The sequence below is a fragment of the Synechococcus sp. NB0720_010 genome (genome assembly GCF_023078835.1).
GTDB lineage: Bacteria > Cyanobacteriota > Cyanobacteriia > PCC-6307 > Cyanobiaceae > Vulcanococcus.
In genome coordinates this window covers 1,158,086-1,182,772 of sequence record NZ_CP090898.1, presented here as the reverse complement: position 1 = coordinate 1,182,772, position 24,687 = coordinate 1,158,086, and the positions used below count along the sequence as shown (strand labels likewise).

The following is a 24,687-nucleotide window of genomic DNA, read 5'->3' as shown; positions in this document are numbered from 1 at the left end:
AGTCTTGAACTCTTTGCCTCACGTTGATGAGCCAAGCAGCCTGTCTCCACCCCAACCCGGGATGGACTGGAGCTGAGACCTTCTCCGCTAGCCCCCAAGCACCCAGTGCCACCGACATGGTGGGTAAACACTGCATCCTCGAGCTGTACAACTGCGACGCTGACAAGCTCGACGACGAAGCTTTCATCAGGAACGCCCTCACCACCGCTGCGAAGCGTGCTGGCGCGACCCTGCTCAATCTGATCACCCACCACTTCCAACCTCAGGGTGTGACGGGGCTGGCCCTTCTGGCCGAATCCCATATCTCTATCCATACGTGGCCCGAGTCGGGCTACGCCGCTGTGGACGTGTTCACCTGCGGTGACCACACCATGCCCGAGCGGGCCTGCATCGTGCTGAGCGAAGAGCTCAACGCAGGTAACTACAAGCTCAAGAGCTTCCGCCGCGAGACCCCTGAGGCTGTGGCCGACGCCGAGCGTGAGCCCGATCTGATCGCAGCCTGATTGCGATCGAACACCGAGCCTCCCGCCAGCGGGGGGCTTTTTTGTGCCCGTGCACCAGTGGCGTCTCTTGGAAGGATTGGCTGTAATGCCGCCAATCTCGATCTCTCCCCCCATGCAGGAGATCACCTTTGCCATCGAGGCGGCGCTGATCACCGGCGGCAGCTTGGCGCTGTTGACCCTGGCCTCCCGGGTCCCCGCCGCCGCAGATCAGGCGCTCGCCGCTCCCCCCGCGCCACCGAAGCTTGACCACCGTCCCTCCCCGCGCACCCAGTTGGAGGGCCAGACGGTGGTGCAACTGCAGCAGCTGGCCCGTGCCCGGGGGCTCTCCGGAGTGAGCCGCCTGCGCAAGGCAGATCTGATTGAGGAGTTGCTCAGCGCTTGAGGGCCCGGTTGAGCTTTCCGCTCACCAAGCCCTCAAGATCCAGGCTGACGGCGCTGAAGCCCAGGCCCAGCAGGGCCTCCACAACGGCAGTGCGGGTGGGCTCCTCCACCAGGCGTTGCAGGGCTGAGGGGGGCACCTCGATGCGGGCCGTTTCCCCCTGGCTGCGCACCCGCAGTTCCTGAAATCCGCTCTGCCGCAGCCAGGCTTCGGCGGCCCCCACCCGCTGCAGTCGCTCAGCGTTGATGCCTTCGCCGTAGGGAAAACGTGAGGCCAGGCAGGGTTGAGCGGGCTTGTCCCACCAGGGGAATCCCAGGGCCCGCGAGAGGGCACGCACCCCGGCTTTGTCGATCTGCAGTTCCGCCAGGGGCGATGAGACCCCCCGCTCCCGCGCCGCTTCGATGCCGGGGCGATGGTCGCCGAGGTCGTCGCGGTTCACGCCATCGAGAACGCTGGCACCGCGCCATTGCTCGTCGAGTTGGCCGACCAGTTCAGCGATCACGCTGTGGAGTTCCCGCTTGCAGGCGTAGCAGCGGTTCTCTGGGTTGCTGCTGTAGGCCGGATCGTTCAACTCGGCCGTGGGCAGTTCCTGCTGCTGGATGCCCATCCAGGCCGCCTGCTGCTGCGCTTCTGCTCGGAGGTGGGGCGCCAAGGCCGGTGAGATGCCGGTGACCGCCAGGGCGCGATCGCCCAGCTGTTCAGCTGCGATGGCGGCCACCAAGGCACTGTCGACTCCGCCGGAGTAGGCGACGATGGCCGCCGGAAGCGACGCAATGCGCTGCCGCAGGGCCCCGAGGGCCTCCACCAAGGGAGGCTCCAGTTGTTCAACGATGGGGTGCCCTGGCTTCAAAACACTCTCGTTAGGATCCAACGGTAAGAGGCTCGTCGATGGCTCCGCAGGCAACCTCTGCCAGCACTAGTCGCAGCACCGGACGCGGCATTGGGATCCGAACCGCCGCCGATGGCAGCGAGCGCAGTCGCGGCCAGGTTCACGTCTACGACGGCGAAGGCAAAGGCAAAAGTCAGGCGGCCCTCGGGGTCGTCCTGCGGACCATTGGCTTGGGCATCTGCGAGCAGAAGCAGACCCGGGTGCTCTTGCTGCGTTTTCTGAAGGGGCCCGGTCGCTCCTACGACGAAGACGCGGCGATCGAAGCGCTGCAGCAGGGTTTCCCCCATCTGATCGACCAGGTCCGCACCGGCCGCGGCGAATTTTTTGGCGCCGATGAGGTCACCCGCGTGGACGTGCAAGAGGCCCAGCGGGGTTGGACCATCGCCAAGGGGGCCATCGCCAGCGAGCTCTATTCGGTGGTGGTGCTCGATGAGCTCAACCCCGTGCTGGATCTCGGCTTGTTGGATGCCGAGGAGGTGGTGCGCACCCTCTCGGCCAAGCCCGCGGGCATGGAGGTGATCGTCACCGGTCGGGGCGCTCCTCGATCCTTGGTACAGATTGCCGACCTCCACTCGGAGATGCGCGCCCACCGGCGCCCCGATACCCCGGCCTTCGAGGAGCAAACCGGTGAGCCGGTCTTGGCGGGCCTCGAGGGGGTTGAGGTCTACACCGGCGAGGGCAAGGGCAAGTCCACCAGTGCCCTGGGCAAGGCCCTGCAGGCCATTGGCCGCGGCATCTCCCAGGACAAAAGCCACAGGGTGTTGATCCTGCAGTGGCTCAAGGGGGGCAACGGCTACACCGAGGACGCGGCGATTGCGGCCCTAAGGGAGAGCTACCCCCATCTGGTGGATCACCTGCGCTCGGGCCGGGACGCCATCGTCTGGCGCGGTCAGCAGCAGCCGATTGATTACGTCGAGGCCGAGCGCGCTTGGGAGATCGCCCGTGCGGCGATCTCCAGTGGTCTCTACAAGACGGTGATCCTCGATGAGATCAACCCCACCGTTGATCTGGAGTTGATTCCGGTGGAGCCGATCGTGCAAACCCTGCTGCGCAAGCCGGCTGAGACTGAAGTGATCCTGACCGGACGCTGTAAGCACCCCCCGGCCTACTTCGATTTGGCCAGCGTCCACTCCGAGATGGTCTGCCACAAGCACTACGCCGAACGTGGGGTGGACCTCAAGCGCGGCGTGGATTACTGAGCGCTGACCATGAAAAAAGCCCGGGGAGTCCCCGGGCTGAGGTCTTGCAATCAGTAGCGGGGGACTGAGCTGTCCACCTCTTGGCTCCAGGCATCGATGCCACCGGCCACGTTGATGCCTTCAATGCCGTGGCGCTTGAGGGCAATCAGGGCCTTGGCGCTGCGGCCCCCGAGCTTGCAGTGGACGTAGAGCTGCTTGCCGTCGGCCAGCTGCTTGATCCGCTCCACGGCGGTTCCGTTCTCGATGTGGTCGAGGGGAATGAGCTCGGCTCCTGGGATGACAGCAATCTCCGCTTCGGGCGGGTTGCGCACGTCGATCAGCACCATGCCGGAGGTGTCCCCATCCAGCAGGGTCTTCAGTTCGCTGACGCTGATGCTTTCGACGGAGCCGGCTTCCTCTTGGCCGGGTGCGGTACCGCCGACCCCGCAGAACTCCTGGTAGTCGATCAACTTGTCGATCACCGGGCGCTCCGGGTTGGGGCGCAGCTTGAGCTCCCGGAACTTCATGCCCAGGGCATCAAACAACAGCAGGCGCCCGCTGAGGGTGGTGCCGATGCCGGTGATGATCTTCACCGCCTCGGTGGCCTGGATCACGCCGATGATTCCGGGCAGAACGCCCACCACGCCGCCTTCGGCGCAGGAGGGAACCATGCCCGGCGGCGGGGGCTCAGGGAAGAGGTCGCGGTAGTTGGGGCTTTCGGCATCCAGGTTGAACACCGTGGCCTGGCCTTCAAAGCGGAAGATCGAGCCGTAGACGTTGGGCTTGCCCAGCAGCACGCAGGCGTCGTTCACCAGGTAGCGGGTGGGGAAGTTGTCGGTCCCGTCGCAGACGATGTCGTAGGGGCGAACGATGTCGAGGGCGTTCTCGCTGCTGAGGGCCGTCTCGTAGAGATCGACCTGGCAGTGGGGGTTGATCTCGAGGATTCGCGCCTTGGCCGATTCGATCTTGGGTTTGCCGACCCAGCTGGTGCCGTGGATCACCTGGCGCTGCAGGTTGGAGTGATCCACCACGTCGAAGTCGACGATGCCGATGCGGCCGACGCCAGCCGCAGCCAGATAAAGGAGCAGAGGGGAGCCCAGTCCGCCGGTGCCCACGCAGAGGACAGAAGAGGCTTTGAGCCGCTTTTGTCCCTCCATGCCCACTTCCGGCAGGATCAGGTGGCGCGCAAAACGGGCCACCTCATCGGGGCTCAGCTCGATGCCGGTGGTGTCAAGGGGAAGCATGGAGTGCCGATCGCTTTCCAGCTCCCTACTTTCCCAAACGCTGGTCCCCTGCGGCCAGCCCCTGTCGCAAAGGCAATTCACGGGGCTCGCAGGCGTCGTCATCCCCGGACAGCCACCAGGCCCGCCAGCGCTCGTTGCCCAGGCCTGAGGCGATCAGCATCAAGGTGGGCCCAAAGCAGAGCTCTCGGTCGGTTTGGGACGGGATGGCGGCGCTGGTGGGATGGCTGTGGGCTGAACCGATCACCTGGAGCCCATGCTCCCGGGCCCAGCGCTGCGCGAGCAGCTGCTCGCGGGGATCAAGCAGGAAGCGGTGGTCCCGTTCCCGGGCCGGTTCCCAGCGGTTGCAGCAGGGCCAAACCCGATGCAGCTCCAGGCTTTTGCCCTTGGTTTTGCCCAGCAGGAGAGCACAACCCTCTTCCGGCAGGGCGGCGTTGAGGGTGCGCTCCAAAACCATCAGCCAATGACCATCAACGCGCAACTGGTCTGGCGCTTGGGCAGTCACCCGGATACCTTGTGTCGAGGTTTTTAATCCAAGCCCATCCTGATGACCGACGACAGCAACGATCTGAAGGAATCGGCAACTCCAGCTGCAGAAGAGGCCGGCGCGAATTTCACCGAGCGCTACACCGAGGTGCTCTCCAAGGTCAACGAGACCCTGGACAAGGTGGACTGGAACCAGATGGGCCGCATCGGTAAGGGTGTGGGCGTTCTGGTGATCGTGATCGTCGCCCAGGTCCTGATCAAGGGCGTGCTGGACACCATCAACCTGCTGCCTGTGGTTCCTGGTCTGCTGGAGCTGCTGGGCCTGGTGGTCGTGGGTCAGTGGAGCTGGAAAAACCTCACCACCAGCGACAAGCGCACCGCCGTGATCAACAAGGTCCAGGGTCTGCGCAAGGAATACCTCGGCTGATTCAGTTCCTTATTGCCACTCGCGAAGGAGCGCGGTGATGCTGGCGGCACTTTGCTGCCAGTAGCCACCGCCAAAGAGATTGGCATGGTTGAGCAGGTGATACAGGTTGTAGAGCTCGACCCGCCGCTGGTGGCCCGCTTCCAGGGGCCATTCCCGTTCGTAGCCGTTGAAGAAGCTGCGGGGGAAACCGCCGAAGAGCTGGGCCATGGCCAGATCCACCTCCCGGTCCCCGCGGTAGACGGCCGGATCAAAGATGGCGCCGCCGCCGCCCTGAAGTAGCGCAGCGTTCCCGCTCCAGAGGTCGCCGTGTACCAGGGAGGGCTCCACCGGGTGCTTCGCGAGCCAGAGCGGTACCCGCTCGAGCAGGGCCTCGGCTCCAGGAAGCGCGTGTCCTGAGTCGGCCGCCCAGCTGAGCTGGGGCCTGAGGCGCTGCTCTGCAAAAAATGCGCCCCAGGTCTCTCCCCAGCGGTTGGCTTGGGGGCCAGAGCCAATGAAGTTGTCGCGCTCCCAGCCGAAGCGTCCGTCATGGCCAATGAGGCTGCCCCGGTGCAGCTGGGCCAGTCCGGCCCCTAGTGCCTCCCAGGCCTGGGCTGGATCCGTTGGCGTGCCGAGCTCCAGCCAGTTCAGCAGCAACACGGCTTCGCCGCCGGCGAGGCCCAGGCCGCAGGGCCGCGGAACGCGCAGGCTCGATTGCCCCTGCTCGATGGCCCTGGCCAGGGCCTCCAGCCCCTGGGCTTCAGCCTCGAGCACCGGCAGCAGTTCGGCGCGGTTGGTTTTGGCGAAGAGCTCCTGCCCATCGGCCAGGGCCAGCCGCCAGGCGCTGTGGATGCAGCCTCCACCCACCGGTGAGCGCTTCAGCAGCCGGGCCCCGCTGGTGGCCTCGATCCAGTCTGAGAACGCCTGCGGGATGGCCACGACGCGGTGGAGGGAGGGGCGCTGCCAGCATGCCGCGATGGGCAAATCCTGTGATGTTGCAGTCGTTGGAGGGGGCATTGCCGGCCTGACCGCAGCCGCACTGCTGGCCGCAGAAGGCCTGCAGGTGGAGTTGCTGGAGGCCCACAGCCAGACCGGTGGCTGCGCTGGAACCTTTCGCCGTGGTCCCTACGTCTTTGATGTGGGGGCGACCCAGGTGGCGGGGTTTGAGCCGGGGGGGATCCATCAGCGGCTGATGGCCCATTTCGGTGTCCCTCTACCCGAGGCCACTCCCTTGAATCCCGGCTGCAGCGTGCAGCTCAGCACCGCTGAGGAACCGGTGCACCTCTGGCGGGATCCCGAGCGTTGGCGCCAGGAGCGCGAGCGCCAGTTCCCAGGAAGTGAACGGTTTTGGGCCCTCTGTGCCCTGTTGCACAGCAGCAATTGGGCCTTCGCCGCCCGTGATCCGGTGCTTCCGCCGCGCACGCTTTGGGATCTGCGCCAACTGCTGGGGGCCCTGGGGGCCGGCACCTTGGCCAGTGGCCTGTTCACGACCGCCACGGTTGCCGATTTGCTGGTGCTCAGCGGCTGCGCGGGGGATGCGCGCCTGCGGCGCTTCTTGGATCTTCAGCTGCGCCTCTATTCCCAGGAGCCCGCCGACCAGACGGCGGCCCTCTACGGGGCCACGGTGTTGGCGATGGCCCAGGAACCGCTTGGGCTTTGGCACCTCCACGGCTCGATGCAGCAGCTCTGCCAGGCCCTTGAGCAGGTCCTGGAGGCCAGGGGGGGGAGCCTGCGCTTGCGCCATCGGCTGAGCCAGATGCGCCCTGGCGGCAGTGGTTGGCAGCTGAGCGGTGAGGGGCCAGGCCAGAAGCCCTTTGCGCTGGAGGCGGCTGATGTGGTCTGTGCGCTGCCACCTCAGACCTTGCCGGCTCTGCTCGGAGCCTCCCTGCCAGCGGCCTATGGCCGTCGCATCGCCGGCTTCCCGGATCCATCGGGTGCCTTGGTGCTCTATGCCGCGGTGGATCGCGATCGCCTGCCCAAGGGACTGGGGCTGCATGCCCAGCTGGATTGGCAGGACCCCGGCAGCGTCTTTCTCTCCTTCAGCGCCGAGGGCGATGGACGGGCCCCGGCGGGGCAGGCGACCTTGATTGCGAGTGTCTTCACCCCGGCTAAGCCTTGGTTTGATCTGCCTGAGCCTGAGTACCAGCGCAAAAAACAGCAGGCGATGGCGGGGATCCAGGCGGCGCTGGAGGCCTTCTTGGGTCTGAGGCTGGAGGACTACCGCCATGCTGAGCTGGCTACCCCGCGGGGGTTTGCGGGCTGGACGGGCCGACCCTTCGGCTTTGTCGGTGGCCTGGGCCAGCACCCGAGCCGCTTTGGTCCCTTTGGCTTGGCCAGCCGGACTCCCCTGGCGGGGCTTTGGCTCTGTGGCGACGCGATCTATCCCGGTGAGGGCACCGCTGGGGTGAGCCTCTCGGCCTTGATGGCCTGCCGCCAGTTACTGCAGAGCAAGGGGCGCTCCCTGGTGCTCAGCAGCTAGAGGAATTCAGGTCGCAGGGCCTGGCAGTGCACCAGCTCCTGCTGCAGGGCCTCCCACTGCTCTCCCTCCACCAAGCTCTGCAGCTGTTGCAGTTGCCGTTGGTACTGCTCCAAGGCGCTCAGAACGGCGGCGCGGTTCGTGCGCGCCATCAAGGTGCCCAGTTCGGGATTGCCGCCGCCGATGCGGCTGGTGTCGGCGAAGCCGCTGGAGGCCAGGGCCCGCAAGAGGGCTGGGGCCGCGGTTCCGCCGCTGTCGGCGCTCTGCAGCAGCGCGGCACTGACGAGGACCGGCATGTGGGAGATCAGGGCCACGGCCTGGTCATGAGCCGCGGCGGAGCACTCCAGCCAGTGGGCGCCGATGCTCTCAGCCAGGCCGCGCACCGCCGTCACTGCCTCTGGATCGGTCTCTGCTGTGGGGGTGGCAACCCAGGGGCGCCCTTGAAAGAGGCCGGCCAGGCCCGCCTCCACCCCGGCTTGGGCCGTCCCCGCCATCGGATGGCTCGGCACGAAGCGCCGGTGCAGCGATGCCCAGCGCTCCTGGATCGGTTGCTTGACCGATCCCACATCCGTGATCACGGCGTCGGCCGGCAGGGACGCCACCAGGCTGGGGTCTGGTTCCAGCAGGCGATCCAAGGGCAAGGCCAGGATCACCAAAGCGCAGTCCTGCAACACCGCCGGATCGGTGTCGATCCTCTGGGCCAGCCCCCGCTCCTGGGCCCGCTCGGCGGTGCTGCGGCGATGGACCAAGGCCCGGACCTCGAGTCCCTGGGCTTGCAGATCCAGGCCCAGGGATCCGCCGATCAACCCCAGGCCCACGATCCCGATGGGTCGCTCTCGCCAGTGGGTTGTCATCGCTGAACAGTTGTCTCGTCCCAGCTTCCTACGATTCCCCGATGTTGGAAGCCAAGGCCCACCAACAGCTCAAGGCGCTCCTCCGCCTGGAGGGGGAAACCCGCTGGCCCCATCACCTCACCTTGAGCCGGTTGGTGGCCCGCAGCCTGCGGCGCTCGGATCAGACCTTGGTGCGTCTGGCCCCCGGCAGTGATCCCAGCTGGCTGCTGGGCCTGTTGGTGCCCTTGGCTCTCAACAACAGCCCCGTGGCGTTGGTGGTCAGCCCGGCTCTGCGCCAGCGTCTGTTGACGGTGGAGTTGCCCCGGCTCCAGGCCGTTGGCTTGAACCTGCCCTGCTGGGAGGGCACGACGGCACCGGAGGGGGCACCGCTCTGGCTGCTGCAGCACGACGCCCTGGTGGCGGCCTGGCGGAGCGGTCAACTGGCGGACCGCCAGCTGGTGGTTCCGGAGGGGGAGCTGCTGCAGCCGCTGCTGCGGCAGGCCCTGGAGGTGGTGATTGAAACGGAGCACTGGGAGCAGTTGCGCCGCAGCCTTCCCGCCGCTGCCCCCAGCCTGCTGCAGCTGCATGAACGCTTGAGTCGCCGGCTGTTGGCTCGGCCCTGCGGTCCCCATCAGCGGGTTCCCATCACTCCCGATGATGAGGCCCCCTTGCGGCAGTTGCTGGGGGTCCTGTCTCCCCTGCCGGAGCCCTGGCCCCAGTGGCTTTCCGTCGCGGGCGATGACTGGACCAGTTGGGCCTCGGTCAATCCAACCCTGCTGCAGTGGACCCTGCATCGCCAGCCCCTGGATCCCTGCACCGTGATGCCCGGGCTCCTCAGCGGCCGTGGCTTGGTGGTGGTTGGCCCCTGGCCGCAACCGGCCCCTTCAGGACTCGGGATTGAGCCCCAGGTGGAGGTGAGCCTCGCGGATCCGCCCCTGCTGGATCCCTTGCCCCTGTTTGCTCCCCAGGGGCAGGCCCTGCCGAATGCTCCCCACTACCCCAGCCATCTGCTGGATCAGTGCCGCCGCTTGGTCTTGGGGCAGGCCGGCCTGACGGTGGTGGTGCTTGATGACGAGGGGTTGAGGCTGGGACTGACCAGTGCCTTGGCGGCGGAATTCGGCAGTCGCGTGGGCCATGAGCTCACTGCTCCTGAGGCCAATGGCGTCCTCTGCTGCAGCTGGAGTTGGTGGCTGGAGCATCAACAGCGATTGCCGTTGCCCTGTCAGCTGATCGCGGCCACCCTGCCCATCTCGAGCCTGGAGGACCCGCTCACGGCGGCTCGGGTGGCGGCTCTGCGGCTGCAGGGTCGTGATTGGTTCCGGGAGCTGCTGCTGCCTGAAGCCCTGGGCCGACTGCAGCGCTCGATTGCTGGTTTACGGCGCAACGGCGGTCGTCTGGCCGTCCTTGACGGCCGCTTGAGGCGCCGGGGTTGGGGCCGTCAGGTGCTCGAGGCCCTGGAGCCCTGGGTGGCCCTGCATCGACTGCTCCCCAACCCGTAAGTGGCCGAGTCCCCGTAGCCTGACCGCGCCGCGCAGCACAGCAGCAATGGGAGAGGCCAAGCGTCGCTCGGAACAGGGTCTGCCCCCCCGCGAGAAGAAGACCGAGAAGGCCAAGGACACCTCACCGCGTCTGGCCCCTTGGCTGCCCTTGACCCAGCGCCAGGGTGAGCAGTTCGTCTCCGTCACCACCCGTGGCGCCTGGATCGGCATTGGTGCACTGGTGCTCTTCTGGTTGACGGTCCGCTTCCTCGGCCCCGCCTTGGGCTGGTGGACCCTGGCCGACGGTTAATCGTCAGGGGGCGAACATCCTTGCTCGCGCAAATCTGAAGAAAAGATTAGGATCGATTAATTCTTGAGTTGCGGCGGTCATGTTCGCGCGCCTAGCTGAGCAGTACCGCTCCGTTGTTGAGGACTTGGTGATGAGCCTGCGTGCTCTTGCTGAGGGTCTGCAGCGTCAGGGAATTGCCGCCACTTGCTATGTCTGCGGCGATGGTCAGGACGGCCACGGCGCATCCTTCGTCGCCAGCTTGGGCGATGAGCACATGGTGCGCTTTTTGGTTTCGGATTTCGGCATCAGCTGGGTGGAGTCCCGCAACGGCCATGAGCTGGTGAAGCTTGAGGGTGCTGAGGCCATTCAGGAGCTGGAGCGCCTGAGCGCCAACCTCCGCGCCCTTGCTCAGCCTGCGGTGGCCGCGGCGCCGGTTTCTTAGGCCCGAGCCAACCAGCAAAAAGCCCCCGGGTGATTCACCCGGGGGCTTTGTTGTGCCTGGGGGCCTTAGCTGGCGGCGGGTAGGGCCTGGTCCTTGTCGGCGCTGGCGCTTCCGGCGGCGGCCAACTTGGCAGCGGCGGTGGCGACGGGCTTCAGCGAGTCGGTGGTTTCGCTGAGTTTTTGACGCACCTTCACTTCAATGGCCTCTTTCTCGGTGCTGTTCTGCTCGAGCCAGGTGATGGTGTTATCGCGCCCTTGGCCGATGTTGTCGCCTTCGTAGCTGTACCAAGCACCTTTGCGAACAACGACACCGTGCTCTTCGGCGAGATCGAGCAGGCAGCCCACGGTGCTAATTCCACGGCCGAAGAGGATGTCGAATTCCGCGATCCGGAAGGGCGGGGCCACTTTGTTTTTGGCCACTTTCACCTTGGCGCGGATCCCGAATTCTTCGGTGCCCCGCTTGAGGGTCTGGATGCGGCGGATGTCGAGGCGGACTGAGGCGTAGAACTTCAGGGCGTTACCGCCGGTGGTGGTCTCGGGGTTGCCGTAGGTCACGCCAATCTTTTGGCGGAGCTGGTTCAGGAAGATCACGGTGCAACCGGACTTGCCGATGTTGCCGGTGATTTTGCGCATCGCCTGGCTCATCAGGCGGGCCTGGCTGCCGACGGCGAGGTCCCCCATCTCGCCCTCGATTTCCGAGCGGGGCGTCAGCGCTGCCACCGAGTCCACCACGACGATGTCGACGGCTGCGGAGCGCACCAGTTGATCAACGATCTCCAGGGCCATCTCGCCGGTGTCCGGCTGGGAGACCAGCAGGTTCTCGATGTCGACGCCCAGGGCCGCGGCATAGACGGGGTCCAGGGCGTGCTCGGCGTCGACGAAGGCGGCTACGCCTCCGCGGCGCTGCACTTCAGCGATGGCGTGCAGGGTGAGGGTCGTCTTACCCGAGCTCTCCGGGCCATAGACCTCAACAACCCGTCCCTTCGGGTAGCCACCGCCGAGGGCGAGGTCGAGGGTCAGGGCGCCGGTGGGGGTGGTCTCGATCCGCATGCGGGAGGCATCCCCCAGGCGCATGATCGAGCCCTTGCCGAAGTTGCGCTCGATTTGGTTCAGAACGAGGCCAAGGGCCTTGTCCCGCTCAGGACTTTTGGCGCTGGTGCTCTTGTCGTCAGCAGGCATATCGCGAAAGGGTTGAAGGAGCGGCCGCGCAGCGGGTAGGCCAGTTCGGTGGAGCCATCCTGGGCGACCTCTGTGAAAGAAGTGCCACCCCAGGCGCCAGGTGTTTCACCGGAGCGAACCCTGGCCTGTAGTACAGGCGTACCCTAGCGGCTCAGGGCCAGCTCGCCAAGGGCCCGGCAAAGCGCTGGGGCTCCAGCAGTTGGATGCCCTCGGGTAGTTGTTCGCGGTCGTGGGGGCCCAGGTAGCCCCAGGAGACCAGAAAGCAGCGCACCGCCTCCAGCCCCGGTGTGCGGCGCACGGTTTCCAGGGTGACCCGCCGGTCCTCGACAAACCAGAGGGGGCGGCTCTGCTCCCTGAGTCGCAGCAGAACCTCTGGCTTGCTCCCTTGTTCGTGGCCGTAGACCGCCTGGGGATGCAGGCCGTAGCCCGTGAGCAGCTCCCGAGCAAAGTTCCCACCTTTGGTGGTCAGCACCAGCCAGGGGCTGCCTTCGCTCTCCAGGGCCCGCAGTCGCTCGGGGATGCCTGGATAGGGGCTGTGCAATGCCCTCCAGCCGCTGGGGTCCTGCTGGATCGCTTCGCTGCGCAGGTCCTCCAGGGCGCTTTGGAGCTGCTCCGCTGAAAAGCCCCAGTGCGTCAGGGCCGTTTGCGTGTGCTCCGCGTAGGCGCTGACGTAGTCGCCGACGTCGAGATCGCTGCGGGAGAGCTCCAGGGCCACGAGGACCATCTCCCAGCCCTTGTGGATCAGTGGTCTGAGGGCGCTGAAGGCCTCCGGAGCCGTTTCCGGCAGGTGGCATTCGGGGGCCAGGAATTGGGCGGCCCTGCGGGCGCTCCACCAGTACTCGCGCATCCCGTCGACCAGGACGCCGTCAAAGTCAAAGACCAGCAGTGGTTGGAGGCTCATGAGGCTCCAAAGCCCTTGCGGTGGCTTGGATCTTGTGAAACTGGGCCGCTAGGATTCGAACCTAGGAATGGCGGGACCAAAACCCGCTGCCTTACCACTTGGCGACGGCCCAACGCGCTGCTTGCGAACCCCCAGGGACTGGCGGTGTCATCAGCACTCAGATAGTTACCCACAACGGGTCGACCTTCGTCAATCTCACTGGGCCATCTCGGCCGAGTGGCTCAGCGGGGGAAGAGCCGAAGGCGTAGCTGGCTGCCACTGCCGAACTCGGCGGAAGTCAGTTGGTAGCGGGCCGCCAGTTCCGCTTGCATCCGCCGGATGGCCTCGGTGCGGGGCAGCAACTCCACCGGCTGCCCCTGGGGCAGGACGACCTGCTCGACGGCCAGGCGGCATTCCTCGAGGGCTTCGAGCGCATCGTCTCTGGAGCTGGCGCCTGCGGGGCGTGCCGCGCCCGTGGTGGCCTCCGGGCGATCCTCTCGGCGCTGCAGCAGCCTCTCCAGGCCCCTTTGAATCTGGGGCAGGGTGTCGGCCTTGATCACAAGGATCGGCAGGCCTGCATCCTGGGCGCGCCGGCGCAGCTCAGGGCGCTGGCCCAGTTGTTGCCGCGCCGCCAGAACGACGTCGGCCTCCTCCACCGCTTCGACCAATTGCACGGGGAGACGCCGGCTGCGGATGGCCTGGTCAATCAGGGGTTCGCTCAGCCCTGCATTGAACAGATGTAGGGGTGCGCTTGGCGTCTCGGTTGGCGGGCTCGCTTCCGGATCCGGGAGGGGACGCAGGGCGAGGTTGGGCTGCGCTGAGACTCCAGCTGGTTCCTGGATGCGCCGAACCGGTGCGGCGGCGGGGGACGGCCGGGGGCTGGCCTTGGGCGCCAGCGGCTCACTCAGCTGCAAGCGCCCCTGGTCATCGAGCTGCCGGACCTGGGGCCGCGGCAGTTGACCGCGTAGCAGGAGGTCCACGGTACGGGCGACATCGCGATGCACGAGCCAGCTGTCGCGGCTGTGCATTTCCACCGCCATGGGGAAGGTGGGTTCGGCGGCGCGCTCGAGGACGGTCTTTTGCGTCCGTCGCCGCCGGGCCTCCTCGTCGCCGAGGGTGACGGATTCGATGCCCCCCACCAGGTCGCTGAGGGTGGGGTTTTTGACCAGATTGGCGAGCTCGTTGCCGTGGGCCGTGGCCACCAGCATCACGCCCCTCTCGGCGATGGTGCGGGCCGCCTGGGCCTCCAGCTCCGTCCCGATCTCATCGATCACGATGACCTCGGGCATGTGGTTCTCCACCGCCTCGATCATCACCTGGTGCTGCAGCTCCGGCCGGGTGACCTGCATGCGCCGGGCCCGGCCGATGGCGGGGTGAGGGATGTCCCCGTCGCCTGCAATTTCGTTGCTGGTGTCGATCACGACCACCCGCTTGTCCAGCTCATCGGCCAGAACTCGCGCAATCTCTCGAAGGGCGGTTGTTTTGCCGACGCCTGGGCGCCCCATCAGCAGGAGCGACTGACCGGAATCCATTAGGTCCCGGACCATGGCCACGGTGCCGAAGACCGCTCGGCCGACCCGGCAGGTCAGGCCGACGACGTCGCCGCTGCGGTTGCGAATGGCGCTGATGCGGTGCAGGGTCCGCTCGATGCCCGCTCGGTTGTCGCCTCCAAAGGTTCCGAGTTGTTCGACTACCGCCGCCAAGTCGCTGCGCTCAATCGGGTTCGCCCCAAGGGGGACGGCACGTCCCGGGTAACGGGCCTCAGGGATCCGGCCGAGATCGAGGACGACCTCAAGCAATTGCTCACGGGCTTCAGCTGAGCCCAGGGCACTGCGCACGGCCTCGGGCAAGACCTCGAGCAGGCGATCGAGGTCGTCCGTGATGCGTTGCGGGCTGATCGGTGCTGAAGCCATGGGGGCGTTCTAGCGATTAGCGCTCTAGCCAGGGTTGGATGAGGGCCATCACGCTGGTCCTGGCGATCGCTTCGAGCTCGGGAATGTCCCTCAGGGGCTGCCCGCGCTCATCGGCTTCCTGCAGCCAGGGTTGCAGCAGGCTGCGGGCCATCCCGCCAAAGGCAACACCGGCTGCCCGGTGGCTGGGGCCCAGGAGCTCAATTGTTTTGCCGTTGGTTCCCCCGGCCAGTTGCAGCGGGCCTGGCGGTGCCCAGGGGGCGATCGCCTCCAGCAATTTCACGGCGGAGCGGGCGGTCCCAACTCCGACATCCCCGCTCATGGGACGACCATCGAGCTGCCAGAGCGGCCGGTAGCCCGCCTGGCGCAGGGCGCCAAAGCGCTGCCAGAGCTCCCTGGCGAGCTCCCGGCTACTGAGGGGTGTGGTCTCCTGGCTGCCGGCGCCCCGCTCGAGTCCGCAGCTGATCGCCAGGCGCTGAAGGGGAACACCGCTGGCCTTGAGCTGGCTCAGGCGGGCTTCGAAGGCGCTCTGCCGTCCCGCCTGGGTGTGCAGTTCAACCGCATCCGGGTTGATGCTCCGGAGGAGTTCGGGGACCGCTTCGGCGCTGAGCCACTGCTGCTGTTCATCGATCAGGCCCAGGGGGCAGGCGGGCAGGCAGCGCCCACAGCCGTAGCAGCGCTCCGCCTGGACGCCGCCGTGATCGCCAATGGCCAAGGCCGGGCAGACCTTTTGGCAGGGCCTGGGACAGTCGCTGGGACAGCGGCTGGGCTCAAAGCTGGCCTTGCGGAAGTGGGGGTCGGAGCCGTCGCTGAGGCTGACCATCAGCCAGGGGCGCTGGGCACCCCGGGCCACAGCCCAGTCCATGCCGCGCCTGGCGGCCTCCGCAACGCCCGTATCGGCGGCAATGTCGATGCAGTGGATGCCCGCTGCGGTGTAGAGCGCGCAGAGGTCTTCGATGGCCGCCAGGTCTTGATTCCCGGCGCCGCAGATCAATTTGACCCAGCGGCCGTTTTGAAGGGCCGCCTCTGGGGTCAAACGGTTGCGGTCAGCACGGAGCTCAGGGGCTGCCATCGCAGGGCACGGGCGCCGCCCATCTCCACGACGATCTTCAGGCGGGGCTCCCGTTGGGTCAGGTTGATCAGCGACTCGAGCTCAGCGGTGGAGAGGACCTGCCCCTCCAGCAGCCAAAGCAGCACAGGGGCGTCGCCCTCAAAGAGGTGTCCCAGTTGTGGGGTGGCCATTTGCACCTCGCCAACGGCCGCGCCGCGGCCAACGCTTTGGTGGCCGAGGTGGGGAGGACGCACGCCGTGGGACTGCAGAAGGAAGGCCTCTGGATCCCCCAGGCCGCGTGCTGAGGTGAGCTGGGCCCGGTAGCCAGCGGCGCGCATCCGGCGCAGCAGCCTGGTCTCGGCGCCACCTTCTAATGGTGCGTAGAGGGCCAAGGCGCCCGCCCGCTCCAGCTCCTGGCGGAAACCGCGGCCGGTGAGCAGCAGGGGCATGGGGGCGGATCAGCGCTTGCGGAAGTCTGGCAGCTGATCGCAGGGGAAGGGTGTTATGCGCTGGGGTATGGTGTTCGCTTGTGCAATTGCAACTGTGCCCGTCCGCTAGCCGGGCCTCCAGGGCAATGCACAAGGTCGCCAGTGGTGGCGGCCTTCCCGGGCCCGTGTGGCTCTTCTGAGTCGCCGGGATACTGCTCAACCTTGAAGACGCCATTGGCTTCTTCTTCTGAGCAAGTCCCAGCCCCCACTGATTCGAGTCGCTAGCTCCGCCGCATTGGTCCACTGCAGTTCCGGGTTAACCGGAAATTTCAGCTCCATCGGTTTCTTGCGCCACTCGATTCAGTCACGCCACTCCCTGTGAGTGGTGGTCCAGCTGGCGTATCTCCCTCCTTATGTCCATCGGCATTCTTGGGAAGAAACTGGGCATGTCCCAGTTCTTCGACGACGAAGGCAGGGCCATCCCGGTCACCGTGATCGAGGCAGGTCCTTGCCGCATTACCCAACTCAAAACCGACAGCACCGACGGCTACACCGCCGTTCAGCTGGGCTTCGGTGATATCCGCGAAAAGCTCGTCAGCAAGCCCGCTAAGGGCCACCTGGCTAAGTCGGGCGACGAGCTGCTGCGCCACCTGAAGGAATACCGCGTTGACTCCGTCGACGGTCTGGAACTCGGTGGTGACGTCACCGTGGCCGCCTTTGAGGCGGGCCAGAAGGTCGATGTGAGCGGCGACACCATCGGTCGTGGTTTCGCTGGTTACCAGAAGCGCCACGGCTTCAGCCGCGGTCCCATGACTCACGGTTCGAAGAACCACCGCGAGCCTGGCTCCACCGGTGCGGGTACGACCCCCGGCCGCGTGTACCCCGGCAAGCGCATGGCTGGTCGCTACGGCGGCAAGCAAATCACCACCCGCGGCCTCACCATCCTCAAGGTGGATGCTGAGCGCAACCTGCTCGTGGTGAAAGGCTCGGTTCCCGGTAAGCCCGGAGCCCTGCTGAACATCCTCCCCGCTAAGCGGGTGGGCGCCAAAGCCGCGAACTGAGGAGGACAGAGATGGCTAACTGTGTTGTTCGCGACTGGCAAGGCAAAGAGGCCGGCAAGGCCAGCCTTGACCTGAAAGTCGCTAAGGAAAGCTCCGCTAACGATCTGGTGCACCGCGCTGTGGTGCGTCAGCTCGCCCATGCCCGTCAGGGCACGGCCAGCACCCTCACCCGCGCTGAGGTGGCCGGTGGTGGCCGCAAGCCCTACAAGCAGAAGGGCACCGGTCGCGCCCGTCAGGGTTCGATCCGGACCCCCCTGCGTCCCGGCGGTGGTGTGGTGTTCGGGCCGAAGCCCCGCACCTACAACCTTGCGATGAACCGCAAGGAGCGTCGCCTGGCTCTGCGCACTGCGCTGATGAGCCGCGCCGCTGACATCACTGTGGTGAAGGGCTTTGCTTCGGGTCTTGAAACCCCGAAGACCAAAGAAATCACCGCTGCCCTGAGCCGCTTCGGCATCGCCGCTGGCTCCAAGGTGCTGGTGGTGCTGGATGCCCCCAGCGAGGTGGTGCGCCGCTCGGTGCGCAACCTCGAAAAGGTGAAGCTGATCGCCGCAGATCAGCTCAACGTGTTCGACCTGCTCCACGCCAATTCCTTGGTGGTGAGCGAGGAAGCACTCGCGAAGATTCAGGAGGTCTACGGCGATGACTGAACGCTTTCAAGGTCGCCTGGCGGATGTGATCCGTCGGCCCCTGATTACTGAGAAGGCCACCCGCGCCATCGAGCTCAATCAGTACACCTTTGAGGTGGACCATCGGGCTGCCAAGCCCGACATCAAGGCTGCCGTTGAACAACTGTTCGACGTCAAAGTCGTTGGTGTGAGCACCATGAACCCCCCTCGCCGCTCCCGCCGCGTGGGCCGATTCGCCGGCAAGCGTGCCCAGGTGAAGAAGGCTGTGGTTCGCCTTGCCGATGGCAATGCCATCCAGCTGTTCCCTGAAGCCTGAGGGGTCTGAAGAACTATGGGAATCCGTAAGTACCGCCCCATCACCCCCGGCACCCGTACCCGTGTCGCCAGCGATTTCGCTGAAGTCACCGGTCGTGGTCGCGAACGGGGCCTGGTGGTGGCCAAGCACCAACGCAAAGGTCGCAACAACCGCGGTGTGATCACCTGCCGCCATCGCGGTGGTGGCCACAAGCGCCTCTATCGCCTGGTCGACTTCCGCCGCAATAAGCACGGTGTGGTCGCCAAGGTGGCAGCGATCCACTACGACCCCCACCGCAACGCCCGCCTGGCTTTGCTCTTCTACGCCGATGGCGAGAAGCGCTACATCCTGGCTCCGGCTGGCGTGACCGTGGGCTCCACCGTGGTCTCCGGCCCCGATGCTCCGATCGAGACCGGCAATGCCCTGCCCCTCTCGGCGATCCCCCTGGGCTCCAGCGTTCACTGCGTTGAGCTCTACGCCGGTCGCGGTGGCCAGATGGTTCGTACCGCTGGTGCCAGCGCTCAAGTGATGGCCAAGGAAGGTGACTACGTCGCCCTCAAGCTGCCCTCCACCGAGGTGCGCCTGGTCCGCCGTGAGTGCTACGCCACCCTCGGCGAAGTGGGTAACGCTGAGGTTCGGAACACCAGCCTGGGCAAGGCCGGCCGTCGCCGCTGGCTGGGTCGTCGCCCTCAGGTCCGAGGCAGCGTGATGAACCCCTGCGATCACCCCCACGGTGGTGGCGAGGGCCGCGCTCCGATCGGTCGTTCTGGCCCTGTCACTCCTTGGGGTAAGCCTGCACTGGGCCTCAAGACCCGCAAGCGGAACAAACCCAGCAATCGGTTTGTGCTCCGGAAACGTCGCCGCACCTCCAAGCGGAGCCGTGGCGGACGCGATTCCTGATCAACCTCACCGCTTTGCTGTTCGTTTAAACCGCTATGGGACGTTCACTCAAAAAAGGTCCGTTCATTGCCGACAGCCTTCTGCGGAAGGTTGAAAAGCAGAACGCCGCCGATGACAAGTCCGTGATCAAGACCTGGTCACGTGCTTCCACGATCCTGCCGATGATGATCGGCCACACCATTGCCGTGCACAACGGCAAGGCCCATGTGCCCGTCTACGTGACGGAGCAGATGGTGGGCCACAAGCTGGGGGAATTTGCGCCAACGCGCAACTTCCGCGGCCACATCAAGGACAAGAAAGGAGGCCGCTGAGGACATGGCAAACACCTCATCCACGACTGCCCAGGCACACGGCCGCTATATCCGCGGTTCCGTGTCCAAGGTTCGCCGGGTTCTCGACCAGATCCGCGGTCGCAGCTATCGCGACGCGCTGATCATGCTCGAGTTCATGCCCTACCGCTCCACCGGACCGATCACCAAGGTCCTGCGCAGCGCTGTGGCCAACGCCGAGCACAACCTGGGTCTCGATCCCGCCTCTCTCGTGATCTCTGTCGCTACGGCTGACATGGGTCCGGTGATGAAGCGTTATCGCCCCCGTGCCCAGGGTCGCGCCTACGCGATCCAGAAAAAGACTTGCCACATCAGCATTGCTGTGGCTCCTGCCGCCTGACCCCCGAGGACACCGATCGATGGGACACAAGATCCATCCAACCGGCTTGCGCCTGGGGATCACCCAGGAACACCGGTCCCGCTGGTACGCCCCCAGCAAGACCTATCCGTCTCTCCTGAAGGAAGACGATCAGATCCGTAAGTTCATCCACAAGAAGTACGGCGCCGCTGGCATCAGCGACGTTGTGATCGCCCGCAAGGCCGATCAGCTTGAGGTTGAGCTCAAAACTGCCCGCCCCGGCGTTCTCGTCGGCCGCCAGGGCAGCGGCATTGAAGAGCTGCGCAGCGGCATCCAAAAAACCATCGGTGACTCCGCCCGTCAGGTGCGGATCAACGTGGTGGAAGTGGAGCGCGTTGACGCTGACGCCTTCCTGCTGGCTGAGTACATCGCTCAACAGCTCGAGAAGCGTGTTGCCTTCCGTCGCGTCATGCGTATGGCCATCCAGCGTGCTCAGCGCGCTGGTGTCCTGGGCATGAAGCTTCAGGTCAGCGGCCGCCTCAACGGTGCAGAAATTGCCCGTACCGAGTGGAGCCGTGAAGGTCGGGTGCCCCTGCACACCCTCCGCGCCGACATCGACTACGCAACCAAAGTGGCCACCACCACCTACGGGGTGCTGGGCATCAAGGTTTGGGTCTTCAAAGGGGAAGTGCTTCCCGGCACTCAGGACAAGGTGCCCGTGGGTGCTGCGCCCAAGCGCCGCGCTAGCCGCCGGCCCCAACAGTTCGAAGACCGTTCGAACGAAGAGTGATCAGGAGGCCTGAACCATGCTGAGTCCAAGACGCGTCAAATTCCGTAAGCAGCAGCGCGGCCGCATGCGCGGTGTCGCCACCCGTGGCAACACCATCGCCTTCGGTCAGTTCGCTCTGCAGGCCCAAGAGTGTGGGTGGATCACCTCCCGCCAGATTGAGGCCAGCCGCCGTGCCATGACCCGCTACGTCAAGCGGGGCGGAAAGATCTGGATCCGGATCTTCCCCGACAAGCCGGTGACCATGCGCCCCGCCGAGACCCGGATGGGTTCCGGTAAGGGCAACCCGGAGTTCTGGGTGGCTGTGATCAAGCCCGGCCGCATTCTCTTCGAGATGGGCGGTGCCGAAATCACCCCCGAGATCGCCAAAGAGGCCATGCGCCTGGCGCAGTACAAGCTGCCCGTGAAGACCAAGTTCCTGACCCTGGCGGATCAGGAAGCTGACCAGGCTGCCGCCGCGGCCGCCACCACCGTGGAGTCCTGACCATGGCCCGTCCCGACATCGCCGAGGTGCGCAAGCTTTCCGACGGCGACATCACCACGCAGATCGACGACACCCGTCGCGAACTGTTCACCCTTCGTTTCGAGCAGGCCACCCGCCGTCTCGAGAACCCGCACCGCTTCAAGGCCGCCCGCATCAAGCTGGCCCAGCTGCTGACGGTGCAAACGGAGCGCAAGAGCTCCGCCGCTTCCTGATCCCCTAAGTAACCGTTATGGCAACCAAGGAAAGGGTCGGCACCGTCGTCAGCGACAAGATGGATAAAACCGTGGTGGTGGCGGTCGAAAACCGCTTCCCCCACCCCATCTATCAAAAGACGGTGAGCCGCACCAAGCGCTACAAGGCGCACGACGAGGCCAACACCTGCAAGGTGGGTGACCGTGTCCGCATCACCGAAACCCGTCCCCTCAGCCGCACCAAGCGTTGGTCCGTGGCCGAGGTGCTGAACAACAGCAGCGCCAGCTGAGGAGACCTCCCGATGATTCAACAGGAAACGTTCCTCAACGTCGCTGACAACAGCGGCGCCAAGCGCATCCAGTGCATCCGCGTGCTGGGCACCAACCGTCGCTACGCCCACGTGGGCGACGTGATCGTGGCCGCCGTCAAGGACGCCATGCCCAACATGGGCGTGAAAAAGTCCGACGTGGTCAAGGCTGTGGTGGTTCGCACCAAAGCCACCATGCGTCGCGTCAACGGCAACTCAATCCGTTTTGACGACAACGCTGCCGTGATCCTCGGCACTGACAACAACCCCAAGGGCACCCGCGTCTTCGGTCCTGTGGCTCGCGAATTGCGTGACCGCAACTTCACCAAGATCGTGTCCCTCGCTCCGGAGGTGATCTGAGATGGCGACTGCCACCCCTAAAGCCAAAGTTCAGGTGCGCGCCAAAATGCGCATCAAGAAGGGCGACACCGTCCAGGTGATCAGCGGTAAGGACAAGGGCAAGACCGGTGAGGTCCTGCGCACCCTTCCCTATGAGAACCGCGTGGTTGTGCAGGGCATCAATCTGCGCACCCGTCACATGAAGCCCACCCAGGAAGGCGAAACCGGTCGCATCGTGACCGAAGAGGCCTCCCTGCACGCTTCCAACGTGATGCTGTATTCCACCGATAAGAAGGTGGCCAGCCGCGTGGAACTCGTGGTGGAGAAGGACGGCACCAAGAAGCGCCGCCTCAAGAAAACCGGCGAGATCCTCGACTGATCTCTCTTACATCGACCTTGTCCGCCTTCTGACCAAGCCCAGAAGCGCATCTCCTTTCCCCGTCATGTCCCTTAAACAGAACTATCGGGAGAAGATCCAGCCCAAGTTGCTTAAGGATCTCAGTCTCTCGAACATTCACGAAGTCCCCAAGGTGGTGAAAGTCACCGTCAACCGGGGTCTCGGCGAAGCCGCAGCCAACGCCAAGGCCCTTGAGGCCTCGATCGAGGAGCTGGCCACCATCACCGGTCAAAAGGTGGTTGTGACCCGCGCCAAGAAGGCTATCGCTGGCTTCAAAATCCGTCAGGGCATGCCGATTGGCGTGGCCGTCACCCTCCGCGGTGACCGCATGTATGCGTTCCTCGAGCGTCTCATCAACCTGGCTCTCCCCCGCATCCGCGACTTCCGCGGTGTCAGCGAGAAGAGCTTCGACGGTCGTGGCAACTACACCCTCGGGGTGAAGGAGCAGATCATTTTTCCCGAGATCTCTTTCGACAAGATCGATGCCATCCGGGGCATGGACATCACCATCGTGACCACTGCCCGTAACGACGAAGAGGGCCGGGCCCTCCTCCGCGAGATGGGAATGCCGTTCCGCAGCAACTGAGCCCTCTTCGGACCCGACCTATGGCTAATCACGACCCGATTTCCGACATGCTCACCCGCATTCGCAATGCGAGTGAGAAACGTCATCAATCCACCAAGGTGCCTGCCTCGCGCATGGCCCAGAGCATCGCCAAGGTGCTGCAACAGGAAGGTTTCATCGCCGAGATCACCGAAGAAGGTGAAGGCGTGATGAAGCACCTGGTGCTGGAACTCAAGTACAGCGGCAAGCATCGCCAGCCGATCATCCGCACCGTGCAGCGAGTCAGCAAGCCTGGCCTGCGCGTCTACAAGAACACTCGTCAGCTCCCCAAAGTCCTGGGCGGTCTCGGCGTGGCCATCATCTCCACCTCCAAGGGTGTGATGAGCGACCGCGACGCCCGCAAGCAGGGCGTCGGTGGCGAAGTGCTCGCTTACGTCTACTGATTAGGGGGATTGATTCATGTCTCGTATTGGTAAATCGCCGATTCCCGTTCCGGGCGGCGTCACCGTCAGCCTCAACGGCCTTGACGTCAAAGTCAAAGGCCCTAAGGGCGAACTGAGCCGCACCCTGCCTGAGGGCGTGGCCATTGCTCAGGACGGCAGCACCCTTGTGGTCTCCCCCTCCAGCACCAGCCGTCGCTCTCGCGAGCGTCACGGTCTGTGCCGGACCCTCGTGGCCAACATGGTCGAGGGTGTCAGCCAGGGCTTCACCCGCAAGCTCGAGATCGTCGGTGTGGGTTACCGCGCCGCCGTTCAGGGCAAGAAGCTCGTCGTCAGCGCTGGTTACAGCCACCAGGTCGAAATGATCGCCCCCGAGGGCGTGACCTTCGCCGTCGACGGCAACACCACCGTGATTGTCTCCGGCCCCGACAAGGAGCTGGTGGGCAACGAAGCGGCCAAAGTTCGCGCCATCCGTCCCCCCGAGCCTTACAAGGGCAAGGGCATCAAGTACGCGGGCGAACGCATCCTCCGCAAGGCCGGTAAGACCGGTAAGAAGTGAGGTCTGCTTAAGCGTTTTTACCCAGTACTTCCATGTCCACCCTTTCCCGCAAGCAGCAGACACAAAAGCGTCACCGCCGTCTGCGCCGCAATCTCTCCGGCACCGCCGCGCGTCCTCGCCTGGCTGTGTTCCGCTCCAACAACCACATCTACGCACAAGTCATCGACGACGTTGCGCAGAGCACCCTCTGCTCTGCATCAACCGTCGATAAAGAGCTCCGCAGCAACGTCACCATCGGCGCCACCTGCGATGCTTCTGTCGCAGTCGGTCAGCTGGTCGCCAAGCGTGCCCTCGCCAAGGGCATTCAATCGGTGGTCTTCGATCGTGGCGGCAACCTCTACCACGGCCGTGTCAAGGCCCTGGCTGACGCCGCCCGGGAAGCGGGCCTTCAGTTCTGATCCCTGCTCTCACCATGACCGAAACCAACAACACCCAGTCCAACGCCGTGCCAGCGGCAGCTGACGTGCCCGCAGCGGCCGAAGGTCAGCAGCAGGACCAGCGCCGTGGTGGTCGCGGCGAAGGCCGTGGCGACCGTCGCGGTGGCGACCGCCGTGGCCGTCGTGGCCAGGAGCGTGACTCCGAATGGCAGGAGCGCGTGGTGCAAATCCGCCGCGTCTCCAAGACCGTCAAGGGCGGTAAGAAGATGAGCTTCCGGGCCATCGTTGTCGTCGGCAACGAGAAGGGCCAGGTCGGCGTCGGCGTCGGCAAGGCTGGCGACGTGATCGGTGCTGTCCGCAAGGGCGTCGCCGATGGCAAGAAGCACCTGGTCAAGGTGCCTCTGACCCGTCACTCCTCGATCCCCACCCTGAGCAACGGCCGTGACGGCGCTGCCAGCGTTCTGATCCGTCCCGCTGCCCCTGGTACCGGTGTGATCGCGGGTGGTTCCATCCGTACGGTGCTTGAGCTTGCCGGCATTAAGAACGTGCTCGCCAAGCGCCTAGGCTCCAAGACCCCCCTGAACAACGCCCGCGCCGCCATGGATGCCCTGGCCGGCCTGCGTACCCACAAGGAGACCGCCAAGGAGCGTGGCATCTCCCTCGAGCAGATCTACTCCTGAGGACCGC

The 24,687-nt window shown here is 65.4% G+C and carries 35 protein-coding genes and 1 tRNA gene; 25 read left to right on the top strand and 11 right to left on the bottom strand.

Translation table 11 applies throughout. The features are described from left to right. Positions 1 to 26 precede the first annotated feature (26 nt). A complete protein-coding gene (gene speD / locus LY254_RS06345) occupies positions 27 to 503 on the top strand; it encodes an adenosylmethionine decarboxylase (RefSeq protein WP_010314867.1) in 477 nt (158 codons plus the stop codon). A gap of 112 nt (positions 504 to 615) precedes the next feature. Next, positions 616 to 885, top strand: a complete 270-nt coding sequence (locus tag LY254_RS06340) for a Rho termination factor N-terminal domain-containing protein (RefSeq protein ID WP_010314868.1) — start codon at positions 616 to 618, stop codon at positions 883 to 885. On the opposite strand, the gene larE is transcribed toward LY254_RS06340, so the two are convergent. Then, positions 875 to 1,732, bottom strand: a complete 858-nt coding sequence (gene larE, locus LY254_RS06335; protein WP_010314870.1) for an ATP-dependent sacrificial sulfur transferase LarE — start codon at positions 1,730 to 1,732, stop codon at positions 875 to 877. The genes LY254_RS06340 and larE overlap by 11 nt on opposite strands. Before the next feature lie 38 nt (positions 1,733 to 1,770). Here larE and LY254_RS06330 point away from each other — a divergent pair, with 38 nt between their 5' ends. After that, entirely contained in the window at positions 1,771 to 2,970 is a 1,200-nt protein-coding gene (locus LY254_RS06330; protein WP_010314872.1) for a cob(I)yrinic acid a,c-diamide adenosyltransferase, read from the top strand. A 50-nt stretch (positions 2,971 to 3,020) separates the two neighbouring features. Here the strand turns inward: LY254_RS06330 and moeB are convergent, their stop codons facing one another. Beyond that, positions 3,021 to 4,193 carry a molybdopterin-synthase adenylyltransferase MoeB gene (moeB, locus tag LY254_RS06325; RefSeq protein WP_247479653.1) on the bottom strand — a complete coding sequence of 391 codons (1,173 nt, stop codon included), beginning with the start codon at positions 4,191 to 4,193 and terminating at the stop codon, positions 3,021 to 3,023. Between the two features lie 25 nt (positions 4,194 to 4,218). Then, positions 4,219 to 4,695 carry a M67 family metallopeptidase gene (locus LY254_RS06320; RefSeq protein ID WP_247479650.1) on the bottom strand — a complete coding sequence of 159 codons (477 nt, stop codon included), beginning with the start codon at positions 4,693 to 4,695 and terminating at the stop codon, positions 4,219 to 4,221. 42 nt (positions 4,696 to 4,737) lie between these two features. Between LY254_RS06320 and LY254_RS06315 the strand changes: the two genes are divergently transcribed. Next, entirely contained in the window at positions 4,738 to 5,103 is a 366-nt protein-coding gene (locus tag LY254_RS06315) for a CAAD domain-containing protein (RefSeq protein WP_010314878.1), read from the top strand. A 9-nt stretch (positions 5,104 to 5,112) separates the two neighbouring features. Here the strand turns inward: LY254_RS06315 and LY254_RS06310 are convergent, their stop codons facing one another. Beyond that, on the bottom strand, positions 5,113 to 6,063 hold the full coding sequence (locus LY254_RS06310; protein WP_247479648.1) for a fructosamine kinase family protein: 951 nt from the start codon (positions 6,061 to 6,063) through the stop codon (positions 5,113 to 5,115). Here LY254_RS06310 and crtD point away from each other — a divergent pair. Continuing rightward, positions 6,056 to 7,558, top strand: a complete 1,503-nt coding sequence (gene crtD, locus LY254_RS06305; protein ID WP_247479645.1) for a C-3',4' desaturase CrtD — start codon at positions 6,056 to 6,058, stop codon at positions 7,556 to 7,558. The genes LY254_RS06310 and crtD overlap by 8 nt on opposite strands. Here the strand turns inward: crtD and LY254_RS06300 are convergent. Further along, the gene (locus tag LY254_RS06300; protein ID WP_247479643.1) at positions 7,555 to 8,409 is read right to left on the bottom strand and encodes a prephenate/arogenate dehydrogenase; all 855 of its coding nucleotides are present in this window, start codon (positions 8,407 to 8,409) and stop codon (positions 7,555 to 7,557) included. The two genes, crtD and LY254_RS06300, sit on opposite strands and share 4 nt — an antisense overlap. Before the next feature lie 41 nt (positions 8,410 to 8,450). Between LY254_RS06300 and LY254_RS06295 the strand changes: the two genes are divergently transcribed. The 3 genes from LY254_RS06295 (at position 8,451) to LY254_RS06285 (ending at position 10,597) form a co-directional block, all read left to right on the top strand. Continuing rightward, positions 8,451 to 9,887 carry a helicase gene (locus LY254_RS06295; protein ID WP_247479641.1) on the top strand — a complete coding sequence of 479 codons (1,437 nt, stop codon included), beginning with the start codon at positions 8,451 to 8,453 and terminating at the stop codon, positions 9,885 to 9,887. Between the two features lie 46 nt (positions 9,888 to 9,933). Then, a complete protein-coding gene (locus LY254_RS06290) occupies positions 9,934 to 10,176 on the top strand; it encodes a DUF2839 domain-containing protein (RefSeq protein WP_247479638.1) in 243 nt (80 codons plus the stop codon). A 79-nt stretch (positions 10,177 to 10,255) separates the two neighbouring features. After that, the gene (locus LY254_RS06285; protein WP_247479636.1) at positions 10,256 to 10,597 is read left to right on the top strand and encodes a DUF1815 family protein; all 342 of its coding nucleotides are present in this window, start codon (positions 10,256 to 10,258) and stop codon (positions 10,595 to 10,597) included. 65 nt (positions 10,598 to 10,662) lie between these two features. Here LY254_RS06285 and recA read toward each other — a convergent pair whose 3' ends face one another. The 6 genes from recA to LY254_RS06255 all read right to left on the bottom strand — a co-directional run bounded on the left by recA (position 10,663) and on the right by LY254_RS06255 (position 16,065). Then, positions 10,663 to 11,775, bottom strand: coding sequence for a recombinase RecA (gene recA, locus LY254_RS06280; protein ID WP_247479634.1), 1,113 nt, complete (start codon positions 11,773 to 11,775; stop codon positions 10,663 to 10,665). A 151-nt stretch (positions 11,776 to 11,926) separates the two neighbouring features. After that, positions 11,927 to 12,676 carry an HAD family hydrolase gene (locus LY254_RS06275; protein WP_247479633.1) on the bottom strand — a complete coding sequence of 250 codons (750 nt, stop codon included), beginning with the start codon at positions 12,674 to 12,676 and terminating at the stop codon, positions 11,927 to 11,929. Positions 12,677 to 12,716: 40 nt separating this feature from the next. Beyond that, positions 12,717 to 12,788, bottom strand: a tRNA-Gln gene (locus tag LY254_RS06270). Positions 12,789 to 12,897: 109 nt separating this feature from the next. Next, the gene (locus LY254_RS06265) at positions 12,898 to 14,568 is read right to left on the bottom strand and encodes an AAA family ATPase (protein WP_247479631.1); all 1,671 of its coding nucleotides are present in this window, start codon (positions 14,566 to 14,568) and stop codon (positions 12,898 to 12,900) included. 16 nt (positions 14,569 to 14,584) lie between these two features. Beyond that, positions 14,585 to 15,637, bottom strand: coding sequence for an LdpA C-terminal domain-containing domain (locus tag LY254_RS06260; RefSeq protein ID WP_247479629.1), 1,053 nt, complete (start codon positions 15,635 to 15,637; stop codon positions 14,585 to 14,587). After that, a complete protein-coding gene (locus LY254_RS06255; RefSeq protein ID WP_247479628.1) occupies positions 15,598 to 16,065 on the bottom strand; it encodes an NAD(P)H-quinone oxidoreductase subunit N in 468 nt (155 codons plus the stop codon). Before LY254_RS06255 ends, LY254_RS06260 begins: the two co-directional genes overlap by 40 nt. Positions 16,066 to 16,457: 392 nt before the next feature. Between LY254_RS06255 and rplC the strand changes: the two genes are divergently transcribed. From rplC to rpsE, 17 genes are all read left to right on the top strand, one after another. Then, entirely contained in the window at positions 16,458 to 17,105 is a 648-nt protein-coding gene (gene rplC / locus LY254_RS06250) for a 50S ribosomal protein L3 (RefSeq protein WP_010314932.1), read from the top strand. An 11-nt stretch (positions 17,106 to 17,116) separates the two neighbouring features. Beyond that, positions 17,117 to 17,752 carry a 50S ribosomal protein L4 gene (gene rplD / locus LY254_RS06245; protein WP_010314934.1) on the top strand — a complete coding sequence of 212 codons (636 nt, stop codon included), beginning with the start codon at positions 17,117 to 17,119 and terminating at the stop codon, positions 17,750 to 17,752. Continuing rightward, complete coding sequence (locus LY254_RS06240) at positions 17,745 to 18,047, top strand: 50S ribosomal protein L23 (RefSeq protein ID WP_010314935.1); 303 nt, start codon at positions 17,745 to 17,747, stop codon at positions 18,045 to 18,047. The genes rplD and LY254_RS06240 overlap by 8 nt, the downstream gene beginning before the upstream one ends. Positions 18,048 to 18,062: 15 nt before the next feature. Continuing rightward, on the top strand, positions 18,063 to 18,926 hold the full coding sequence (gene rplB, locus LY254_RS06235) for a 50S ribosomal protein L2 (protein ID WP_010314938.1): 864 nt from the start codon (positions 18,063 to 18,065) through the stop codon (positions 18,924 to 18,926). 35 nt (positions 18,927 to 18,961) lie between these two features. Then, positions 18,962 to 19,237 (top strand): 30S ribosomal protein S19, encoded by a 276-nt coding sequence (gene rpsS, locus LY254_RS06230; RefSeq protein WP_010311665.1) that lies wholly within the window; start codon positions 18,962 to 18,964, stop codon positions 19,235 to 19,237. A gap of 4 nt (positions 19,238 to 19,241) precedes the next feature. Continuing rightward, on the top strand, positions 19,242 to 19,595 hold the full coding sequence (rplV, locus tag LY254_RS06225) for a 50S ribosomal protein L22 (protein WP_029626117.1): 354 nt from the start codon (positions 19,242 to 19,244) through the stop codon (positions 19,593 to 19,595). A gap of 19 nt (positions 19,596 to 19,614) precedes the next feature. After that, a complete protein-coding gene (rpsC, locus tag LY254_RS06220) occupies positions 19,615 to 20,343 on the top strand; it encodes a 30S ribosomal protein S3 (RefSeq protein WP_010314943.1) in 729 nt (242 codons plus the stop codon). A 16-nt stretch (positions 20,344 to 20,359) separates the two neighbouring features. Continuing rightward, positions 20,360 to 20,824 carry a 50S ribosomal protein L16 gene (gene rplP / locus LY254_RS06215; protein WP_029626118.1) on the top strand — a complete coding sequence of 155 codons (465 nt, stop codon included), beginning with the start codon at positions 20,360 to 20,362 and terminating at the stop codon, positions 20,822 to 20,824. Between the two features lie 2 nt (positions 20,825 to 20,826). Further along, a complete protein-coding gene (gene rpmC / locus LY254_RS06210; protein WP_010314946.1) occupies positions 20,827 to 21,036 on the top strand; it encodes a 50S ribosomal protein L29 in 210 nt (69 codons plus the stop codon). A 17-nt stretch (positions 21,037 to 21,053) separates the two neighbouring features. Next, positions 21,054 to 21,305, top strand: a complete 252-nt coding sequence (rpsQ, locus tag LY254_RS06205; RefSeq protein ID WP_185186182.1) for a 30S ribosomal protein S17 — start codon at positions 21,054 to 21,056, stop codon at positions 21,303 to 21,305. A gap of 12 nt (positions 21,306 to 21,317) precedes the next feature. Then, positions 21,318 to 21,683, top strand: coding sequence for a 50S ribosomal protein L14 (gene rplN, locus LY254_RS06200; protein ID WP_010314948.1), 366 nt, complete (start codon positions 21,318 to 21,320; stop codon positions 21,681 to 21,683). Position 21,684: 1 nt separating this feature from the next. Continuing rightward, positions 21,685 to 22,041, top strand: coding sequence for a 50S ribosomal protein L24 (gene rplX, locus LY254_RS06195; RefSeq protein ID WP_247479627.1), 357 nt, complete (start codon positions 21,685 to 21,687; stop codon positions 22,039 to 22,041). A 64-nt stretch (positions 22,042 to 22,105) separates the two neighbouring features. Continuing rightward, positions 22,106 to 22,645 (top strand): 50S ribosomal protein L5, encoded by a 540-nt coding sequence (gene rplE, locus LY254_RS06190; RefSeq protein WP_010314952.1) that lies wholly within the window; start codon positions 22,106 to 22,108, stop codon positions 22,643 to 22,645. 20 nt (positions 22,646 to 22,665) lie between these two features. Beyond that, positions 22,666 to 23,067, top strand: a complete 402-nt coding sequence (gene rpsH, locus LY254_RS06185) for a 30S ribosomal protein S8 (RefSeq protein ID WP_010314954.1) — start codon at positions 22,666 to 22,668, stop codon at positions 23,065 to 23,067. Positions 23,068 to 23,083: 16 nt separating this feature from the next. Continuing rightward, a complete protein-coding gene (rplF, locus tag LY254_RS06180) occupies positions 23,084 to 23,623 on the top strand; it encodes a 50S ribosomal protein L6 (RefSeq protein WP_010314956.1) in 540 nt (179 codons plus the stop codon). A gap of 32 nt (positions 23,624 to 23,655) precedes the next feature. Beyond that, positions 23,656 to 24,021, top strand: a complete 366-nt coding sequence (gene rplR, locus LY254_RS06175) for a 50S ribosomal protein L18 (protein ID WP_010314960.1) — start codon at positions 23,656 to 23,658, stop codon at positions 24,019 to 24,021. A 14-nt stretch (positions 24,022 to 24,035) separates the two neighbouring features. After that, positions 24,036 to 24,680, top strand: coding sequence for a 30S ribosomal protein S5 (gene rpsE / locus LY254_RS06170; RefSeq protein WP_010314962.1), 645 nt, complete (start codon positions 24,036 to 24,038; stop codon positions 24,678 to 24,680). The last annotated feature ends 7 nt before the right edge of the window (positions 24,681 to 24,687 follow it).

What these genes read in the sequence shown, in the direction of transcription:
- speD (WP_010314867.1), top strand. Translation starts at nt 27, where the DNA reads ATGAGCCAAGCAGCCTGTCTCCACCCCAACCCGGGATGGACTGGAGCT.
- LY254_RS06340 (WP_010314868.1), top strand. Translation starts at nt 616, where the DNA reads ATGCAGGAGATCACCTTTGCCATCGAGGCGGCGCTGATCACCGGCGGC.
- LY254_RS06330 (WP_010314872.1), top strand. Translation starts at nt 1,771, where the DNA reads ATGGCTCCGCAGGCAACCTCTGCCAGCACTAGTCGCAGCACCGGACGC.
- moeB (WP_247479653.1), bottom strand. Translation starts at nt 4,193, where the DNA reads ATGCTTCCCCTTGACACCACCGGCATCGAGCTGAGCCCCGATGAGGTG.
- LY254_RS06315 (WP_010314878.1), top strand. Translation starts at nt 4,738, where the DNA reads ATGACCGACGACAGCAACGATCTGAAGGAATCGGCAACTCCAGCTGCA.
- crtD (WP_247479645.1), top strand. Translation starts at nt 6,056, where the DNA reads ATGGGCAAATCCTGTGATGTTGCAGTCGTTGGAGGGGGCATTGCCGGC.
- LY254_RS06300 (WP_247479643.1), bottom strand. Translation starts at nt 8,409, where the DNA reads ATGACAACCCACTGGCGAGAGCGACCCATCGGGATCGTGGGCCTGGGG.
- LY254_RS06295 (WP_247479641.1), top strand. Translation starts at nt 8,451, where the DNA reads ATGTTGGAAGCCAAGGCCCACCAACAGCTCAAGGCGCTCCTCCGCCTG.
- LY254_RS06290 (WP_247479638.1), top strand. Translation starts at nt 9,934, where the DNA reads ATGGGAGAGGCCAAGCGTCGCTCGGAACAGGGTCTGCCCCCCCGCGAG.
- LY254_RS06285 (WP_247479636.1), top strand. Translation starts at nt 10,256, where the DNA reads ATGTTCGCGCGCCTAGCTGAGCAGTACCGCTCCGTTGTTGAGGACTTG.
- recA (WP_247479634.1), bottom strand. Translation starts at nt 11,775, where the DNA reads ATGCCTGCTGACGACAAGAGCACCAGCGCCAAAAGTCCTGAGCGGGAC.
- LY254_RS06275 (WP_247479633.1), bottom strand. Translation starts at nt 12,676, where the DNA reads ATGAGCCTCCAACCACTGCTGGTCTTTGACTTTGACGGCGTCCTGGTC.
- LY254_RS06265 (WP_247479631.1), bottom strand. Translation starts at nt 14,568, where the DNA reads ATGGCTTCAGCACCGATCAGCCCGCAACGCATCACGGACGACCTCGAT.
- LY254_RS06260 (WP_247479629.1), bottom strand. Translation starts at nt 15,637, where the DNA reads ATGGCAGCCCCTGAGCTCCGTGCTGACCGCAACCGTTTGACCCCAGAG.
- LY254_RS06255 (WP_247479628.1), bottom strand. Translation starts at nt 16,065, where the DNA reads ATGCCCCTGCTGCTCACCGGCCGCGGTTTCCGCCAGGAGCTGGAGCGG.
- rplC (WP_010314932.1), top strand. Translation starts at nt 16,458, where the DNA reads ATGTCCATCGGCATTCTTGGGAAGAAACTGGGCATGTCCCAGTTCTTC.
- rplD (WP_010314934.1), top strand. Translation starts at nt 17,117, where the DNA reads ATGGCTAACTGTGTTGTTCGCGACTGGCAAGGCAAAGAGGCCGGCAAG.
- LY254_RS06240 (WP_010314935.1), top strand. Translation starts at nt 17,745, where the DNA reads ATGACTGAACGCTTTCAAGGTCGCCTGGCGGATGTGATCCGTCGGCCC.
- rplB (WP_010314938.1), top strand. Translation starts at nt 18,063, where the DNA reads ATGGGAATCCGTAAGTACCGCCCCATCACCCCCGGCACCCGTACCCGT.
- rpsS (WP_010311665.1), top strand. Translation starts at nt 18,962, where the DNA reads ATGGGACGTTCACTCAAAAAAGGTCCGTTCATTGCCGACAGCCTTCTG.
- rplV (WP_029626117.1), top strand. Translation starts at nt 19,242, where the DNA reads ATGGCAAACACCTCATCCACGACTGCCCAGGCACACGGCCGCTATATC.
- rpsC (WP_010314943.1), top strand. Translation starts at nt 19,615, where the DNA reads ATGGGACACAAGATCCATCCAACCGGCTTGCGCCTGGGGATCACCCAG.
- rplP (WP_029626118.1), top strand. Translation starts at nt 20,360, where the DNA reads ATGCTGAGTCCAAGACGCGTCAAATTCCGTAAGCAGCAGCGCGGCCGC.
- rpmC (WP_010314946.1), top strand. Translation starts at nt 20,827, where the DNA reads ATGGCCCGTCCCGACATCGCCGAGGTGCGCAAGCTTTCCGACGGCGAC.
- rpsQ (WP_185186182.1), top strand. Translation starts at nt 21,054, where the DNA reads ATGGCAACCAAGGAAAGGGTCGGCACCGTCGTCAGCGACAAGATGGAT.
- rplN (WP_010314948.1), top strand. Translation starts at nt 21,318, where the DNA reads ATGATTCAACAGGAAACGTTCCTCAACGTCGCTGACAACAGCGGCGCC.
- rplX (WP_247479627.1), top strand. Translation starts at nt 21,685, where the DNA reads ATGGCGACTGCCACCCCTAAAGCCAAAGTTCAGGTGCGCGCCAAAATG.
- rplE (WP_010314952.1), top strand. Translation starts at nt 22,106, where the DNA reads ATGTCCCTTAAACAGAACTATCGGGAGAAGATCCAGCCCAAGTTGCTT.
- rpsH (WP_010314954.1), top strand. Translation starts at nt 22,666, where the DNA reads ATGGCTAATCACGACCCGATTTCCGACATGCTCACCCGCATTCGCAAT.
- rplF (WP_010314956.1), top strand. Translation starts at nt 23,084, where the DNA reads ATGTCTCGTATTGGTAAATCGCCGATTCCCGTTCCGGGCGGCGTCACC.
- rplR (WP_010314960.1), top strand. Translation starts at nt 23,656, where the DNA reads ATGTCCACCCTTTCCCGCAAGCAGCAGACACAAAAGCGTCACCGCCGT.
- rpsE (WP_010314962.1), top strand. Translation starts at nt 24,036, where the DNA reads ATGACCGAAACCAACAACACCCAGTCCAACGCCGTGCCAGCGGCAGCT.